General features: G+C 71.8%; 14 protein-coding genes. 6 read left to right on the top strand and 8 right to left on the bottom strand.

What is annotated here, in order from left to right; all coding sequences use genetic code 11:
- Window positions 1-2 precede the first annotated feature (2 nt).
- Window positions 3-560, top strand: coding sequence for a hypothetical protein (locus tag NE235_RS27590; RefSeq protein ID WP_252808122.1), 558 nt, complete (start codon window positions 3-5; stop codon window positions 558-560).
- Between the two features lie 21 nt (window positions 561-581).
- On the opposite strand, the gene NE235_RS27585 is transcribed toward NE235_RS27590, so the two are convergent.
- Window positions 582-2,885 carry an ATP-binding cassette domain-containing protein gene (locus NE235_RS27585; protein WP_252808121.1) on the bottom strand — a complete coding sequence of 768 codons (2,304 nt, stop codon included), beginning with the start codon at window positions 2,883-2,885 and terminating at the stop codon, window positions 582-584.
- 159 nt (window positions 2,886-3,044) lie between these two features.
- Here NE235_RS27585 and NE235_RS27580 point away from each other — a divergent pair, with 159 nt between their 5' ends.
- Entirely contained in the window at window positions 3,045-3,548 is a 504-nt protein-coding gene (locus NE235_RS27580; RefSeq protein ID WP_252808119.1) for a MarR family winged helix-turn-helix transcriptional regulator, read from the top strand.
- Between the two features lie 49 nt (window positions 3,549-3,597).
- Here the strand turns inward: NE235_RS27580 and mctP are convergent, their stop codons facing one another.
- Window positions 3,598-5,217: a monocarboxylate uptake permease MctP gene (gene mctP / locus NE235_RS27575; protein WP_252808117.1), complete on the bottom strand. Its 1,620-nt coding sequence runs from the start codon at window positions 5,215-5,217 to the stop codon at window positions 3,598-3,600.
- Between the two features lie 3 nt (window positions 5,218-5,220).
- Entirely contained in the window at window positions 5,221-5,454 is a 234-nt protein-coding gene (locus tag NE235_RS27570; RefSeq protein WP_252808115.1) for a DUF3311 domain-containing protein, read from the bottom strand.
- A 329-nt stretch (window positions 5,455-5,783) separates the two neighbouring features.
- Here NE235_RS27570 and NE235_RS27565 point away from each other — a divergent pair, with 329 nt between their 5' ends.
- The 4 genes from NE235_RS27565 (at window position 5,784) to NE235_RS27550 (ending at window position 10,355) form a co-directional block, all read left to right on the top strand.
- The gene (locus NE235_RS27565) at window positions 5,784-6,392 is read left to right on the top strand and encodes a TetR/AcrR family transcriptional regulator (RefSeq protein ID WP_252808112.1); all 609 of its coding nucleotides are present in this window, start codon (window positions 5,784-5,786) and stop codon (window positions 6,390-6,392) included.
- Window positions 6,393-6,396: 4 nt separating this feature from the next.
- A complete protein-coding gene (locus NE235_RS27560; protein WP_252808109.1) occupies window positions 6,397-6,870 on the top strand; it encodes a nitroreductase family deazaflavin-dependent oxidoreductase in 474 nt (157 codons plus the stop codon).
- 186 nt (window positions 6,871-7,056) lie between these two features.
- The gene (locus NE235_RS27555) at window positions 7,057-9,210 is read left to right on the top strand and encodes an anthranilate synthase component I (RefSeq protein WP_252808107.1); all 2,154 of its coding nucleotides are present in this window, start codon (window positions 7,057-7,059) and stop codon (window positions 9,208-9,210) included.
- Between the two features lie 29 nt (window positions 9,211-9,239).
- Complete coding sequence (locus tag NE235_RS27550; protein ID WP_252808105.1) at window positions 9,240-10,355, top strand: amidohydrolase family protein; 1,116 nt, start codon at window positions 9,240-9,242, stop codon at window positions 10,353-10,355.
- Here the strand turns inward: NE235_RS27550 and NE235_RS27545 are convergent.
- From NE235_RS27545 to NE235_RS27525, 5 genes are all read right to left on the bottom strand, one after another.
- Complete coding sequence (locus NE235_RS27545) at window positions 10,352-12,376, bottom strand: molybdopterin-containing oxidoreductase family protein (RefSeq protein ID WP_252808103.1); 2,025 nt, start codon at window positions 12,374-12,376, stop codon at window positions 10,352-10,354. The genes NE235_RS27550 and NE235_RS27545 overlap by 4 nt on opposite strands.
- Window positions 12,373-12,876: a hypothetical protein gene (locus NE235_RS27540; protein WP_252808101.1), complete on the bottom strand. Its 504-nt coding sequence runs from the start codon at window positions 12,874-12,876 to the stop codon at window positions 12,373-12,375. The genes NE235_RS27545 and NE235_RS27540 overlap by 4 nt, the downstream gene beginning before the upstream one ends.
- 257 nt (window positions 12,877-13,133) lie before the next feature.
- Entirely contained in the window at window positions 13,134-14,312 is a 1,179-nt protein-coding gene (locus tag NE235_RS27535) for a methyltransferase domain-containing protein (RefSeq protein WP_252808099.1), read from the bottom strand.
- 254 nt (window positions 14,313-14,566) lie between these two features.
- Complete coding sequence (locus tag NE235_RS27530; RefSeq protein ID WP_252808097.1) at window positions 14,567-15,334, bottom strand: SDR family NAD(P)-dependent oxidoreductase; 768 nt, start codon at window positions 15,332-15,334, stop codon at window positions 14,567-14,569.
- A 46-nt stretch (window positions 15,335-15,380) separates the two neighbouring features.
- A complete protein-coding gene (locus tag NE235_RS27525) occupies window positions 15,381-15,776 on the bottom strand; it encodes a PaaI family thioesterase (RefSeq protein ID WP_252808095.1) in 396 nt (131 codons plus the stop codon).
- Between the last annotated feature and the right edge of the window lie 75 nt (window positions 15,777-15,851).

The raw sequence follows: 15,851 nt of genomic DNA, 5'->3' as shown, positions 1-15,851 counted from the left end.
CCATGCTCCGCCGTACCGCGCACCGGAACCGGACCGGCCTGGCGATCGTCGGGCTCATCCTGTTCCTGGGCGGGGCCACGGCGTTCGTCCGCGGCCTCGGCCTCTGGCCCGGCGTGCTCGGAACCGCCGGCGTGCCGATCACCGACCGGGCCACCCGCACCTTCGTCGACGGTCACGTCTGGTTCTGGGCCCCGCTGGCCGCGGCCGCCGTCGTGGTCGGGACGCTCGCGCTGTACTGGCTCATCACCCAGGCCGCCACCGGCACTCGGCGGGCGATCCGGCTCGAGGACGACCCCCGGGAGGGGATCACGGCGCTGCCCGCCCACGTGGTCGGCGACGCCCTCCGGAACGACCTCCTCGACAGTCCCGGCGTGCGGAGCGTGGCCGTGCGGCTCGCCGGCACCCCGGCCCGCCCGTGTCTCCTCCTCACGATGACCCTGGAACCGGGCGCCGCGCCGGCCGGCATCGACGACCTCCTCCACCCGGCGCTCCGGCGGCTTCGCCAGAGCCTGCAGACCCCGGAGCTGCCGGCCGTCGTCCGCATCCGCACCGGCCGCTGACCCCGCCGCCGACGGCGCCGATCACCGGGACGTCGCGTGCCCGGCCCGGCGGAGGTCGTCGGCGAGGCAGCGGCCGGTGTGAGATTCCTCGACGGTGAGGAGGCCGTCCGGCGTGCCCTCGTACAGGACCCGGCCGCCGTGCCGGCCCGCTTCCGGGCCCAGGTCGATGACCCAGTCGGCGTACTTGACGACGTCGAGGTCGTGCTCGATCACGATGACGGTGTTCCCGCCGTCCACGAGGCGGTCGAACAGCCCGAGCAGGCGGCGGGTGTCCGCCATGTGCAGCCCGGTGGTGGGCTCGTCGAAGACGTAGACGACGCCGGTCTCGCGCAGCCGGTGAGCGAGTTTGAGCCGCTGCCGTTCACCGCCGGACAGGGTGGACAGCGGCTGCCCCAGGGTGAGGTAGCCGAGCCCGACCTCGCGGAGCAGGGACAGCCGTGCGCGGATGCGGGCGTCGTCGAAGAAGCCGTGCGCCTCGTCGGCCGTCATCGCGAGGACGCCGGCGATCGTCCTGCCGTGGAACGCGTGGCGCAGCGCCTCGTCGTTGTACCGGAGGCCCGCGCAGCGCTCGCACACGGTCGTCACCGGGTCCAGGAAGGCCAGGTCCGTCTCGATGCACCCGCGCCCCTGGCACTCGGGGCACGCGCCGGCCGAGTTGAAGCTGAACAGCCCGGGGTCGGTGCCGGATGCCCGGGCGAACAGCCGGCGGACGGCGTCCATGATGTCGAGGTACGTCGCCGGGGTGGAGCGCGTCGAGACGCCGATCGCGGACTGGTCCACGACGACGGCCTGCGGGTGCTGCGCGGTGAAGACCCGGGAGATCAGGGTGCTCTTCCCCGAGCCCGCGACCCCGGTCACGCAGGTCAGCACCCCCGTGGGTACGCCGACCGAGATGTTCCGCAGGTTGTGCAGGTCGGCGTCCCGGATCGGCAGGGTGCCGGTCGGGGTCCGGTAGGTCCCCTTCAGCCCGGGCACCGTCAGCAGGCTCCGGCCGGTCGGCGTCCCGGATCGGCGCAGGCCCTCGACGGAGCCTTCGTAGATCACCTCACCGCCGTCGGTGCCCGCGCCCGGCCCCATGTCGATGACGTGGTCGGCGCCCTCGATGACGGTCCGGTCGTGTTCGACGACCAGGACGGTGTTGCCCTTGTCGCGGAGGGCGCGCAGCAGGTCGCTCATGCGGCGCACGTCGCGCGGGTGCAGGCCGACGCTCGGCTCGTCGAAGATGTAGGTGAGGTCGGTCAGGCTGCTGCGCAGGTGCCGTACCACCTTCAGTCGCTGCGCCTCGCCGCCGGAGAGGGTCGAGGTCTCCCGGGCCAGGCTGAGGTAGCCCAGGCCGACGGCCTCGACGTCGCGCAGGGCCGCCACCGCGGCCTCGGCGACGGGCTTGACGGTGGGCGCGTCGATCCGCGTGAGCCGGGGGATCAGCTCGCTGATCTCCAGGGCGGCGTAGTCGGCGATGTTGTCCCCGTCGATGCGGGAGGCCAGCGCCGCCTGGTTCAGCCGGGCCCCGCCGCAGACCGGGCACGGTCCCTTGACGACGACCCGCTCGACGGCCGCCCGTTCCTTCCCCTTCAGCGCGTCCAGGCCGTCCTTCAGGTAGCGGCGGTCGAACCGGAGGGCGATCCCCTCGTACGCGTTCTTGTAGACGCCGTTGCGACCCGCCCGGTCCACGGTGAACCCACTGCCGTACAGCAGCAGTTCCCGGTCGGCCTCGCTGAACTCACGGATCGGCAGGTCCGGGTCGAACAGGCCCGACTCGGCGTACAGCTGCCACAGGAACGTCCCGGGCGCGAACGCCGGGAAGCCGATCGCGCCCTCGTTCAGGCTCTTGTCCTCGTCCAGGAGCCGGCCGAGGTCGAGGCGCACCGTCGTGCCCAGTCCCTGGCACTCCTCGCACATCCCGCGTGGGTCGTTGAAGGAGTAGGCGTGGGAGTGCCCGGCGCCGGGCCGGCCGTGACGGGAGAACAGCACCCGGAGGATCGGGTTGATCTCGGTCATCGTGCCGACGGTCGACCGCGCGTTGCCGCCGACGGGCCGCTGGTCGATGACGACCGCCGTGGACAGGTTCTCGATGATCCTGGCGTCCGGACGCTCGTACCTCGGCAGCCGGTTCCGGATGAACCAGGGGAAGGTCTCGTTCAGCTGCCGTTGCGACTCGACGGCGATCGTGCCGAACACCACCGAGGACTTGCCCGAGCCGGACACGCCGGTGAAGACGGTCAGCCTGTGCTTCGGGATGCGCAGGTCCACGCCCTTGAGGTTGTTCTGGCGCGCGCCACCGAGGACGATCAGGTCACTGGTCCGCGCGCCCACGTCGGCCGTCATGGATTCCTCCCGAAGGTCGGCGGTCCCCGAGGAGGACCGGGCGGTCGGTCGGCCACCACAATGGTTTCCAATTGGAAATCATATCCGGGAGTCGAACGTCGTGTGATCCGCCGCACTAGAATCGGAACGAGCCTCGTCTTCCCATCCGAAGGTCCTGCATTGACGACACCCGGCGCGTCCGCGGAGATGCCTCCCGGCGAGCCCGACGAGCTGGAGAACGCCCTGTCCCATCTCCAGTGCGTCCTGGTGGCCCGGCGGGCGCTGGCCAACCCCGAAGGCGTCACCTGGCAGCAGTACGACGTGCTCGAGATGCTGCGCATCCGCGGGCCACTGATGCCCTCGGCGCTCAGCACGGCCCTCGGTGTGTCCCGGCAGACGATCTCCAAGGCCCTCCGGGTCCTCAAGGACCTCGGGCTGGTCGGCCAGGCGACGGCCGGCGCGGACCGGCGCGAGCTGACCACGTTCCTCACCGAGGAGGGACGCTCCTTCCTCGCCCGCGTCGCGCACCAGCGCCGGGAGAACGCCCGGACCGTGACCGCGGCGTTCACACCGGCCGAACGCGCGCTGTTCACGGAGCTGTGCGGCAGGGCGACGGCGGCGATCGAGGCCCTCAGCGGCGACGACACGTCCCTGCGAGCGGCGGCCTCGCCCCCTTCACGCTGAACGGCGGCCGCCCCCGGACGGGGACGGCCGCCGCGCGGAGGCTCGACGGTCAGGCGAGCTCCGCCTCGATCTCACGGCTGCCCGCGGCGACCTTGGGGTCGCCCTCGTCGGCGTAGTAGTCGTCGGTGCGGGTGGCGTCCACGCCGTCCGCGGCCTTGACCGCCTTGAGCACGATCGTCGCGACGACGGCGACGACCAGGTTCACCAGCAGCGCCAGCATGCCGACGTAGACCGTCAGCTTGCTGTCGAACCCGAGGTCGCTGAGCGGGTACGCCGAGCCGCCGAAGTGCGCCTTATGGGTGGCGGCGTTGGGGATGCGGTACAGCATCCACAGGCCCGCCGCGAGGCCCGCGACCCAGCCGGCCATGAGACCGTCCCGGTGGAACCACCGGGTGAGCAGGCCCAGGCCGACCGACGGGAGCGTCTGCAGGATGATGACGCCGCCGATGAGCTGCAGGTCGATGGAGAACTGCGGGTCGAGCAGCAGGATGCACGCGACCGCGCCGACCTTGACGACCAGCGACACCAGCTTGCTGACCGTCGCCTCCTCGCGCTCGGTCGCGTCCTTGCGGAAGTACTCCCGGTAGATGTTGCGGGTGAACAGGTTCGCGGCGGCGATCGACATGATCGCGGCGGGGACGAGCGCGCCGATGCCGACCGCCGCGTACGCCACGCCGGCGAACCAGCTCGGGAACATGTGGTCGAACAGCAGCGGGACGACCGTGTTGCCGTCGGCCTTGCCATTGGCGGTGAGCGGCTTGATGCCGGCCGCGATGGCCATGTAGCCGAGCAGCGCGATCAGGCCGAGCACGAAGCTGTACGCGGGCAGCGCGGCCATGTTCCGCTTGATGACGTTGCGGTTCTTGCTGGCCAGCACGCCGGTGACGCTGTGCGGGTAGAGGAACAGCGCCAGCGCCGAGCCGAGCGCGAGCATCGCGTAGTTGAGCTGGTTGTTCGCGTTCAGCAGGGTGCCGTCCGCCGGGGCCGGCGTCTTGTCGAACTTCGTCTGCGCGGCGCCGAAGATGTGGTGCCAGCCGCCGAGCTTGTGCGGGATGTACAGCACGGCCACGATGATCATGAGGTAGATCAGCGCGTCCTTGATGAACGCGATCAGCGCGGGGGCCCGCAGCCCCGACTGGTAGGTGTAGGCCGCGAGGATCGCGAACGCGATGACGATCGGCCAGTGGCCGGTCACGCCCATCGCCTTCAGGGTCGCCTGGATGCCGACGAGCTGCAGCGCGATGTACGGCATCGTCGCGACGATCCCGGTGATGGCGATCAGCAGCGCGAGCAGCGGCGAGCCGAAACGGGCGCGGACGAAGTCGGCGGGGGTCACGAATCCGTGCACGTGCGACACCGACCACAGGCGGATCAGCACGAGGAAGACCAGCGGGTAGACGACGACCGTGTACGGCACGGCGTAGAACCCGGCCGCGCCGGCGCCGAAGATCAGCGCGGGTACCGCGACGAAGGTGTAGGCGGTGTAGAGGTCACCGCCGATGAGGAACCAGGTGATCCACGAGCCGAAGCTGCGGCCGCCCAGGCCCCACTCGTCGAGGGTGTGCATGGTGTCCGGGCGGCGCCAGCGGGCCGCGACGAAGCCCAGCGCGCTGACGAGCACGAACAGGATGATGAAGACGATGAGTTCGGTGAGGTGCCGGCTCGACATGTCTCAGTCCCCCTTCGAACCGGTGTCGCGCCGCGTCATCAGGTACACGACGGTCGTCGACGCGACGCCGAGGATGATGAACGCCAGCTGGGCCCAGTAGAAGAAGGGGAATCCGGCGAGCCGTGGCTTGTCCTCGTTGAAGACGAAGGTCAGGAGCGGCACGACGACCGGAAGGACGAGCAGCCAGTTCCAGGGGCTGCGATCGCCGCGGCGGGGCCTGGGTGTGCTCTCGGCCAAGGGGGGTCCTCCTTGGTGCGTCAAATACGCCATAAGGCTGTCCATGGGGCATTCCGGGCAGCCGTAATCGGATTTCTTAACACAAATTTCACCATTGCCAAGTCTCAGTTAGGTCTCGACGGGAGTACGGCTTAGGCCCCTGACGTGGGCGGGAACCGCGTTCGGCCCTCGCGTGCCGCCGGCCCTCGCGTGCCGCCGGCCTCCGCGTGCCGCCGGCCTCCGCGTGCCGCCGGCCTCCGCCGTCGAAGGGGATGTGGTGCCCTGACTCGAGCGGGAAGTGCCCGTGATCGGCGCTGCGGCGGCGGTGAGGTTCGTGTTAACTTGGGCGCATGACCAACTTGGCCGGTCGGCCAACTTCGCCGCGCGGCGACCGCCGGCGTGAGCAGCTGGTGGCCGCCGGTGTCACGCTGCTGCAGCGCGACGGATGGCCCGGTGTCACGACGCGGGCCGTGGCCGAACACGCCGGCACCCGTCCCGGCCTGATCCACTACCACTTCGGCGGCCTGCCCGGCCTGCACGAGGCGATCTTCCGTCGGGCGACGGACCTCATCATCGAGCCGCTGATCACCGGGCTCCTGGCGGCCCCGGGCGAACGGGTGGCGCTGGGGATGATGCGGCAGGCGATGCTCCAGGCCCCGGCGGACGAGCGGACGCCCCGGCTCGCCGCGGAGCTGATGATGGGCGCGATGCGTGACCCCGCGCTCGGTGTGGTCCTCCGCGATGAGCTCCGCCGGGCCCGTGCGCTGATCGCGGACCGTCTCCGGGAGCTGCATCCCGCCTGGCCCCCGGCCAGGCTGACCGGGGTGGCCACCTTGATCACGGCCTCGATCGACGGGCTGATGCTGCACCAGATGATCGACCGGGAGCTTCCCGCCCGCGAGGCGCTGTCCGCGGTGGAGGAGCTACTGGGACCCGAAGACGACCTCGGAGAGGACTGAGAGCATGGAGATCGTCAGGAACGTCGCTCCGCCGACCGGACTCCGCCGCAGGCTGTGGCGCCTCCCCATCGGCCTGTACCGCGTGGGGCTCGGACCGCTGATGGGACGCCGCGTCATGCTGCTCACCCACACCGGCCGCGTCTCCGGTCGCCGCCGCCAGGCCGTCATCGAGGTCGTCGAGCACGGCGAACAGGGCTACGTGGCTGCCTCCGGGTTCGGAACGCGTGCGGACTGGTACCGCAACGTCCTGGCCACTCCCGAGGTCACGATCCAGGTCGGCGGGCGGACCATTCCGGCGACCGCCACCCCGCTCGACGCCGATGAGGGGGCGCGGATCATGGCCGAGTACGCGCCGCGCCACCCGGCCGCGGCCCGGCGTCTGTGCAAGATCATGGGCTTCGCCGTCGACGGCGGCGTGGAGGACTACCGCGAGGTCGGGCGGCGTATCCCGTTCGTGCGATTCGTGCCCCGGCGGTGAGCGCGTCCCGGTGGCGCCGCCGGAGCGGACCGGGTAGCCTTCGGCCTATGCGAACCCAGTCGACCCAGTGGTGGTGGCGCCGCTAGGCGGCGCGGGTTACGCATTCTCTGACACCGCAGCGACCGCCTTCGTCCGGCGGTCGTGTCACCTCTCCGCCGGAGAAGGCCCGACATCGAGGGGCCGATCGTGGAGACGACGACGGAGTATGTGACGGCGGGGGGCGTCCACGTCACCCGCACCGACACGCCGGTGGATCCGGGACGCAACAGCGACGCGCTCGACGCGCTCGTCGAGGCCGTGGGACAGCGCCGCGGTGGCGTGCTCAGCTCCGGCATGGAGTACCCCGGCCGGTACAGCCGGTGGCACATGGCCTACGTCGACCCCTGCCTGGAGATCGTCGCGCGCGGCCGCCGCCTCGCGGTCCGCGCGCTGAACGACCGCGGTCGCGTGCTCCTGCCCGCCGTCTCCGCGGCGGTCGCCGCCACCGGCGAGCCCGTCGAGATCCCCGACGGCGTCGAGGTCTTCGTCCCGTCCACCGACGAGGTGTTCGCCGAGGAGGAGCGCAGCCGCCGCCCCACCGTCTTCACCGCGCTGCGCGCCGTCACCGACCTGTTCCGCGGGCCGGACCCGCACCTCGGCCTGTACGGCGCGTTCGGCTACGACCTGGCCTTCCAGTTCGAGCCCATCCGGCTGAACATCGACCGGCCCGCCGACCAGCGCGACCTCGTCCTCCACCTCGCCGACGAGATGATCGTGGTCGACCGCAAGCGCGAGACGTCGGCCCGCATGTCGTACGACTTCGAGATCGGCGGCACCGGCACCCGCGGCCTGCCCCGGAGGACCGAGCCCACGCCCGTGCCCCGCGCCTCCGAACTTCCGCCGCAGCCGACGCCGGGCGCCTACGCCGAGGTGGTCCGCGAGGCCAAGGAGAAGTTCGTCCGCGGCGACCTGTTCGAGGTCGTACCCGGCCACGTGATGTACGGGCCGTGCGACTCCCCGGCGGCGTTCTTCGAGCGCCTCCGCGTCACGAACCCGGCCCCGTACGAGTTCTTCTTCAACCTCGGCGAGGGCGAGCACCTCGTCGGAGCGTCCCCGGAGATGTTCGTGCGCGTCACCGGCGACCGCGTCGAGACCTGCCCGATCTCCGGGACGATCCGGCGCGGCGGCGACCCGCTCGAGGACGCCGACAACATCCGCGAGCTGCTCAACTCGGCCAAGGACGAGTCCGAGCTCACCATGTGCACCGACGTCGACCGCAACGACAAGTCCCGGGTCTGCGTCCCCGGCAGCGTCAAGGTGATCGGCCGGCGGCAGATCGAGATGTACTCCCGGCTCATCCACACCGTCGACCACATCGAGGGCCGGCTGCGCCCCGGATACGACGCGCTCGACGCGTTCCTCACTCACATGTGGGCGGTGACCGTGACCGGCGCGCCCAAGACCTGGGCGATGCAGTTCATCGAGGACCACGAGGAGACGCCGCGCCGCTGGTACGGCGGCGCCGTCGGCTGCATCGGCTTCGACGGCTCCATGAACACCGGCCTGACGCTGCGCACCGCGCAGATCCGCGACGGCATCGCCGCCGTACGCGCCGGGGCGACCCTGCTGTACGACTCCGACCCCGACGCCGAGGAGCGCGAGACGTACCTGAAGGCACGGGCGCTCCTCGAGGCGCTGTCCCCGTCCGGGCAGGAGGAGACCACCGGCGGCGCTCCGGCGCGCGAAGGGGCGGGCGAGGGACTGACCGTCTTGCTCGTCGACCACCAGGACTCCTTCGTCAACACGCTCGCCGACTACTTCCGGCAGCAGGGCGCGGACGTCACCACGCTGCGGTTCGGGTTCCCCGACAAGATGCTGGACGAGATCCGGCCCGACCTCGTCGTGCTGTCGCCCGGTCCCGGGCGGCCGGCGGACTTCGACACCGCGGGCCTGCTCGACGCCGTCTACGCCCGGGAGATCCCGGTGTTCGGCGTCTGCCTCGGCCTGCAGGCCATGGTCGAGCACGAGGGCGGGGAACTCGCCCTGCTGCCCGAGCCGGCCCACGGCAAGCCGGGCCGGGTGGCCGTCGGCGGCGGCGACCTGTTCGCCGGGCTGCCGGGCGAGTTCACCGCCGCCCGCTACCATTCGCTGCACGCCAAGGCGGGCCAGGTCCGCGGCGGCTTCGCGGCCACCGCGATGCTCGGCGACGTCGTCATGGCCATCGAGGACCCGGCGCGCCGGCGCTGGGCGGTCCAGTTCCACCCGGAGTCCATCCTCACCGCCACCGGGGAGACCGGGCACCGGATCATCGCCAACCTGCTGCGCCTGTGCCGCGAGGCTCGGCGCGCGCCCGTGGCATGAGGGGCCGCCCGTACGGGCATTGATCAGGCGTGACGGCAGGCGACGCGCTGGACGAGGCACTGGCGGCGCCGCTCGTCGACCAGCACTGCCACGGCGTGCGCCGCGACGACCTCGACCGGGCCGCCTTCGAGAGCCTCATCACCGAGGGCGGCCCGTCACCGGCCGGCACCACGCACTTCGACAGCCCCGTCGGCCTGGCGGTCCGCCGCTGGTGCGCGCCCGTCCTCGACCTCGAACCGCACGCCGAGCCCGAGACCTACCTCGCCCGGCGGCGGGAGCTCGGGGCCGAGGAGGTGAACCGCCGGCTGCTCCGCGCCGCCGGCATCGCCGACTTCTGCGTCGACACCGGCCCGGCCGACGCGACCATGCTGACGCCCGCGGAGATGGGGAGCCTCGGCGACGCGCGGGGCCACGAGATCGTACGGATCGAGAAGGTCGCCGAGGACGTGGCCGGCCGCTGCCCTCCGGCGACGGCGTACGCCGCCGAACTCGCCGAGGAACTCGCGCGCCGCGCGGACCGGGCCGTCGGACTGAAGACGGCCATCGCCTACCGGTACGGCTTCGACTTCGACCCGCGCCCGCCCACCCCACGGGAGGTCACGGAGGCCGCCGCGCGCTGGCTCGCCGGGCCGAGACGGCTCACCGACCCGGTGCTGCTGCGCCACGCGCTGTGGACCGGCGCCGACATCGCCGGTGACCGCGAACTGCCGCTGCAGGTCCACACCGGCATCGGTGACACCGACCTGATCCTGCACCGGGTCAACCCCGCGCTGCTCACCGACTTCATCCGGATCGTGCCCGCGCCCGTCGTCCTCCTGCACTGCTACCCGTACATCCGGGAGGCCGCCTACCTGGCCGCGGTGTTCCCGCACGTGCACGCCGACCTCGGGCTCACGGTCACCTACACCGCGGCGTCGTCGGCACGGGTCATCGCCGAGTTCCTGGAGATCGCGCCGTTCAACAAGATCCTCTTCAGCACCGACTGCTACGGCCTCGCGGAGCTGTGCCACCTCGGCGCCCACTTCTTCCGGCGCGGCCTGGGCGCCGTCCTCACCGAGCGCGCGGGGGAGTGGTCGGCGGCCGACGTCGCCCGCGTCGCGCACATGATCGGCGCCGGCAACGCCCGCCGCCTGTACTCCCTCTAACGCGGCTCGATCTCGACGCGGTTGTCGTGGAAGACGGCGCCGCCGCCCATGTCGGAGTCCCGCTCGTCCACGGTGGCGTTGACCGTCGCGCCGCCGTTGAACTTCGCCCAGTGTCCCTTCGACGTCGCCGCCACCCCGGGCCGTACGCGATCGGACACCCGCGCGACCGCCTCGAACGCGCCGCGCGTGTTCGACACCCGGATCGGCGCCCCGTCGGTGATGCCGCGCGCGGCGGCGTCGTCCGGATGCACGGTGACCGTCGGCGCGCCCGCGCGCCGGCGCAGCTCCGGATTGTTGCCGAACGTCGTGTTGAGGAAGTTGTGCTGCGCCGCCGAGATGAGGACCAGCCCGTCGCCGGGATCGGCGGGCGGGGTATAGCCGGGCAGCGGGTCGTGCCCGACCCGCGTCGCCCGTACGGAGTAGAACTCCAGCCTCCCCGACGTGGTGGGGAAGCCGTCGGCGAAGGGGAGGTACGGGCGCGCGACGTTCAGCCGGGCGAACCCCTCCTTGCGCAGCGTCTCGACCGTGATCCCGGCGAGCGACGGGTGCGGGGAGTCGAGGAGCTGCCGCGCCAGCTCCTCGTCGGAGTCGTACAGGCTCGGCTCGGTCATGCCCATCCGCCGCGCCAGGCGGCGGAACGTCTCCGAGGTCGACAGGCACTCCCCGGGCGGTTCGACCGCCGGTTCGTTCCACACGAGGTACAGGTGGCCGTACCCGGCGATGACGTCCAGGTGCTCGGTCTGCATCGTCGCGGGCAGCACGAGATCGGCGTAGTCCGTCGTGTCCGTCGGGAAGTGCTCCAGCACCACGGTGAACAGGTCCTCGCGCGCCAGGCCCCGGCGCACCTTGGTCTGGTGCGGGTTACTGCCGACCGGGTTCGCGGCGATGACGAACAGCGCCTTGACCGGCGGGTCGTCCACGTCGAGCAGCCCCTCGCCGAGCCGCGTCATCGACAGGCTGCGCACCGGGTGCGGCAGCAGGTCGATGCGCACCAGCTTCGGCAGGTTCAGCTTGAAATGCCCGCTGGTCGAGTAGCACAGGCCGCCGCCGGGCAGCGCCCAGTCGCCCGTCACGCCCGGCAGGCAGGCGAGCGTGCGCAGCGCCATGCCGCCGCCCGCGTGCCGCTGCATGCCCTGCGTGGCGCGGATCGCGGTCGGCCGGGTCCGGGCGATGCGCTCGCCGAGCGCGACGATCCGCTCCTCCGGCAGGCCGGTGATCTCCGCGACGCGGCCGGGCGGGAACTCCTCGATCCGCGCCCGGAACTCCTCCCACCCCAGCGTGTGCCGGTCGATGAAATCCTGGTCGTGCGCGCCGAGTCGTACGATCACGTGCATCAGCCCGAGGGCCAGCGCCGCGTCCGTGCCGGGCAGCGGGGCCAGGTGCTCGTCGGCCTGCGCGGCCGAGCGCGTGAGCACCGGGTCGATCGCGACGACGTACGCGCCGTCGCGCCGGGCGTCCTGGATGAACTTCCACACGTGGTGGCCGCTCGTCAGCGGGTTGGTGCCCCACAGCAGGATCAGCTTCGAGCGGGCGAAGTCCTCCGGGTCCATGCCCCCGGCCGTGCCCAGCGTGTACTTCAGGCCGGTGCTGCCGGCGATCGAGCAGATCGTCGGCTCGTGCACCGACGCGCCGAGCACGTTGAAGAACCGGCGGCCCGCGAAGCCCTCCAGGCCCTGGATGTAGCCGAGGGACCCGGTGCCGTGGAACGGCCAGATCGCCTGCCCGCCGTACGTCTCCCGGATCTCGCCGAGCCGCGAGGCGATCTCGTCGAGGGCCTCGTCCCAGCTGATCCGCTCGAACCGGCCCTCGCCCTTGCGGCCCACGCGGCGCATCGGATGCAGGATCCGGTCGGCGGCCCGGGTCTGCTCCAGGTAGCGGTTCACCTTGACGCACAGCGCGCCGCGCGTCACCGGGTGGGCGGGGTTGCCGCGCATGCGCACGGCCGCGCCGTCCTCGACGTCCACCACCCAGGAGCATCCGTCCGGGCAGTCCAGCGGGCACGCGCCCCAGACCTTGGTCAAACCTCTCCCTCGAACCGCTCGGCCAGGTAGGCGTCGATGTCGGCGCCCTCGTCGTTGGCAAGGACGTGCCGCAGCCAGGCGCGCCGCTCGAAGTCGGTGACGGCCAGCTCCCACACGCAGCCGATGGCCGGCGTCGGATGCGGCCGCATCGCGCCGAGCCGGTTCGGCAGGGCCGAGAATATCCGCTGGTGGATCTCGTTCTCCCCGGCCCACCAGTCGTAGAGGGCGTAGGCGTAGTCCGGGGCGTCGTGGACGATGACGAAACCGACGCCGTACCGGTCCACGTCGTGCGGCTCCTCGCCGCCGCTGTGCGCCGCGGGGTACGGCAACGCGGTGGGGACCAGCAGCTCGGCGGTCCTGACGAGCTCCGGCCGCGGGCGCCCGCCGTCCGCGGCGATGCCGTAGAACTTCAGCCGCCAGCCCGCCGACTCGTGCAGCGTGAGGAAGCTGATCGGCCGGGGCCGATGGGCGCCGGTCCGGGTGATCGTCGTCTGCGTCACGGCTCCTCCTGGGACAGGTGCTCATTCAGTTATACCTGTCATCAGCGTCACCCGCCGACGCCCATTACGTCGCGCGGTCCACCGGCGATAGATCACCTCGCTTCATCGATCCGCGTGACCGGGCTCAGGCTGACGGTCATGCGGCCAGGCGAGGACAGGTCGTCGAAGACCCGTCCGGCGTCGCGGACTCGAGGTGACCGCGATCGCCTCCGCACGCGCCTCACGGGAGCCCCGAATGACCTGATCGCTCGGATTCGTCATCTCGCCGACAGGGCGACGATTCGCTCCGGGGCGTCAAGCCACACTCGCCGGCCGCCAGGCGACACCGTGAGCCCGAACCGGTCCAGGCCTGGCCGGCCCCACGACAGCCACCGCAGATACGCGGTTTCGACCTCGTCCCACAGGCGCCGCTCTCCGTGCTGCTGCACCACGAACTCCGCGTCACCGGGGACGTAATCCACTGACGCCCACGAACCCTCGCGGATGTCCCGTTCGAGGATCCAGACCGTGCACTCGTCCGCTTCCTCGCCTTCGCCGTAGTAGATGCGTCGCTGAATGCCCGGGACCATGGCGGAGATCGCCAGATCGGCTGAGTGGTCCTCGGCGACACGCCGCGGATCCAGCCGGGTCGTGGACTCGGTGAAGTCGCCGTGCACGAATTCGCCCGCCGGGCCGCGAACCGGGCGCTGCCCGCGAAGCATCATGTATCCCGCCATGCCAGGGAACCGGCCGACCGCCGTACCGTCTCCGAGGACGTGCAGGCGGGCGAGCCATCCGAAGCCGTAGCCCGGCATGTACGGGGCGACGATCACACCACCGGGACGGGTCTGCTCCACCCACGCGAACGGGACTTCCGCGACCCCGACGGCGACGTGGACACGGTCGAATGGCGCCCCCTCCTCGAACCCGAACGTGCCGTCACCGACGATCAGCCGCGGTGTCAGGGCCGTCCCAGTGAGGTTCTTCGCCGCCTGCCCCGAGACGTCCGGGTCGACTTCGACCGAGACGACGTTGCCGGCGCCCACGCGGTGCGCGAGCAGGGCAGCCGTCCAGCCGGTGCCGGTACCGATCTCCAGCACCCGGTTGCGGTCCTCCGGCTGCAACGCCTCGAGGAACTCGACGACCGTGGCCGGTGCCGAACACGAACTCGTCGGCACCCCGTCCTCGGCGACGTCCGTCGCGCCGTCGTCCCGCTGCGTGATGATCGCGTTGTCGGCGTACACCGCGTCCCACCAGGCGGCCTCGTCGATGTTCCGGTCGATCAGGAATCCGGGCTCCGGTCCGTTCGGCTCCGCCCACGCACGCCCTGGGACGAACAGATGCCGCGGCACCGCATGCAGCGCCTCCCGCCACTCGGTGCGAGTCAGGTACCCGGCCGCTGCGAGGTCTTCACACAACTCGCCGATCCGCTGCGGGAGATCGTCGGGCGCGCTCATTTCGCCGGGTTGTTCCCGTCTCCCGTGTTCCCGCTGTTACCACCGCCGGTTCCACGCCGACCGCCCTGCGGCTTGTTACCGTCGCCGCCGGCCTTGTCGTCGCTGTCCTTGCCGCTGTGCCGACCCATCGTTGCCTCCGTGACGAGACATTCGCTGTCTCGGACGGTACGCCCCGACGGGGATCGATGGGTCGACCTGCGGGAACACGCTCAGTTCCGGGCGGCCGAAAAGAAAGGAGCGGGCAGCCGCGGAGCTCAGAAGAAGCGGCGGGCGCTGGGGTGGTCCTGGGCGCCGTCGACGGGGACGTTGGCGCCGTTGATGCCGCTCGCCCGCGGGGACAGCAGGAAGCAGGCGGCGTCGGCCACCTCCTCCAGCGTGACCAGCCGGCCGGCGGGGAAGTCCTCCCGGGCGAAGGCCGCCAGCCGGTCCGGGTGTGCCGCGCCGAACTCCGCCCAGCCGCCGCCGTCGAAGTAGGTCGACCCCGGGCTGAGGGCGTTGACCCGGACGTTGCGGCCCGCCAGTTCCTGGGCCAGCGTCGCGGCGAGGTGGATCTCGGCGGCCTTGGCGGACGCGTAAGAGGACTTCGGGCCCGGTTTCCATCCGGTGATCGAGGAGACGATCACCACGGAGCCGCCGCCGCGCCGTTCGAAGTGCGGCACGGCACAGCGGACGGCGTGCGCGGCGTGCAGGACGTTCAGCGCGTAGGTCGCCGCCCAGTCCTCGGGCGTCGAGTCGAGCAGGTCCCCGCCCTGCGCGCCGCCGGCGTTGGCCACCAGCAGGTCGAGGCCGCCCAGCCGCTCGGCGGCGTCGTCGATCGCCCGGCGCAGCTGCTCGGGGTCGGTGACGTCGGCGACCGCGCCGTACGCGCCGAGGTCCGCCGCCGCCTTCGCCAGGCGTTCGGGATTCCGGGCGCAGACGGCCACCGACGCGCCCTCGGCCATGAGCGAACGCGCGATCCCGTATCCGATCCCCGCCGAGCCACCGGTGACGAATGCCGCCTTCCCCGACAGACCAAGATCCACTAGCGCCTCCCCGTCGTCTGCGTCGCGCCTGGCGAGCTTAGGGCTTTCAGAGGCGGAGCACGGCCTGGGTCTGGGTGGTCTGGGCGACGCGGCGGCCCTCGGCGTCGTACAAATCGGTCTGGACGACGACGCTGGTCCGGCCCGTGTGCAGAGGGCGGGCCACCGCGCGTACCTCGCCGTCCCACACGCCGCGGAAGAAGCGCGTGCTCGTCTCGACCGTGGTGGTGGTCGCTCCCGGCGGCAGGTTCAGGAACGCGCAGGCGGCGCCGACGCTGTCAGCGAGCGTGACGAGCGCGCCGCCGTGCATGACGCCGCCGGCCGTGCAGCGCTCCGGCGCCCAGGAGAGCCGGCCGGTCACCTCCTCGGCGGACGCCGACTCGATCACCAGGCCGGCGGTCCTGGCGAACGGCATGGCGGCCAGGAGCTCGTCAGGAGACATCATGCCGACAGTCTGCCGACGGCCGCAGGGATCTCCATTACCCGGAGGGTAATGGACGGCCGCAGAACGGCCGTCGGG

It is taken from the genome of Actinoallomurus spadix, assembly GCF_024055725.1.
Taxonomy (GTDB): Bacteria; Actinomycetota; Actinomycetes; order Streptosporangiales; family Streptosporangiaceae; genus Actinoallomurus; species Actinoallomurus spadix.
Note: the sequence above shows the minus strand (reverse complement) of the source record. Positions and strands in the feature narration are given on the sequence as shown.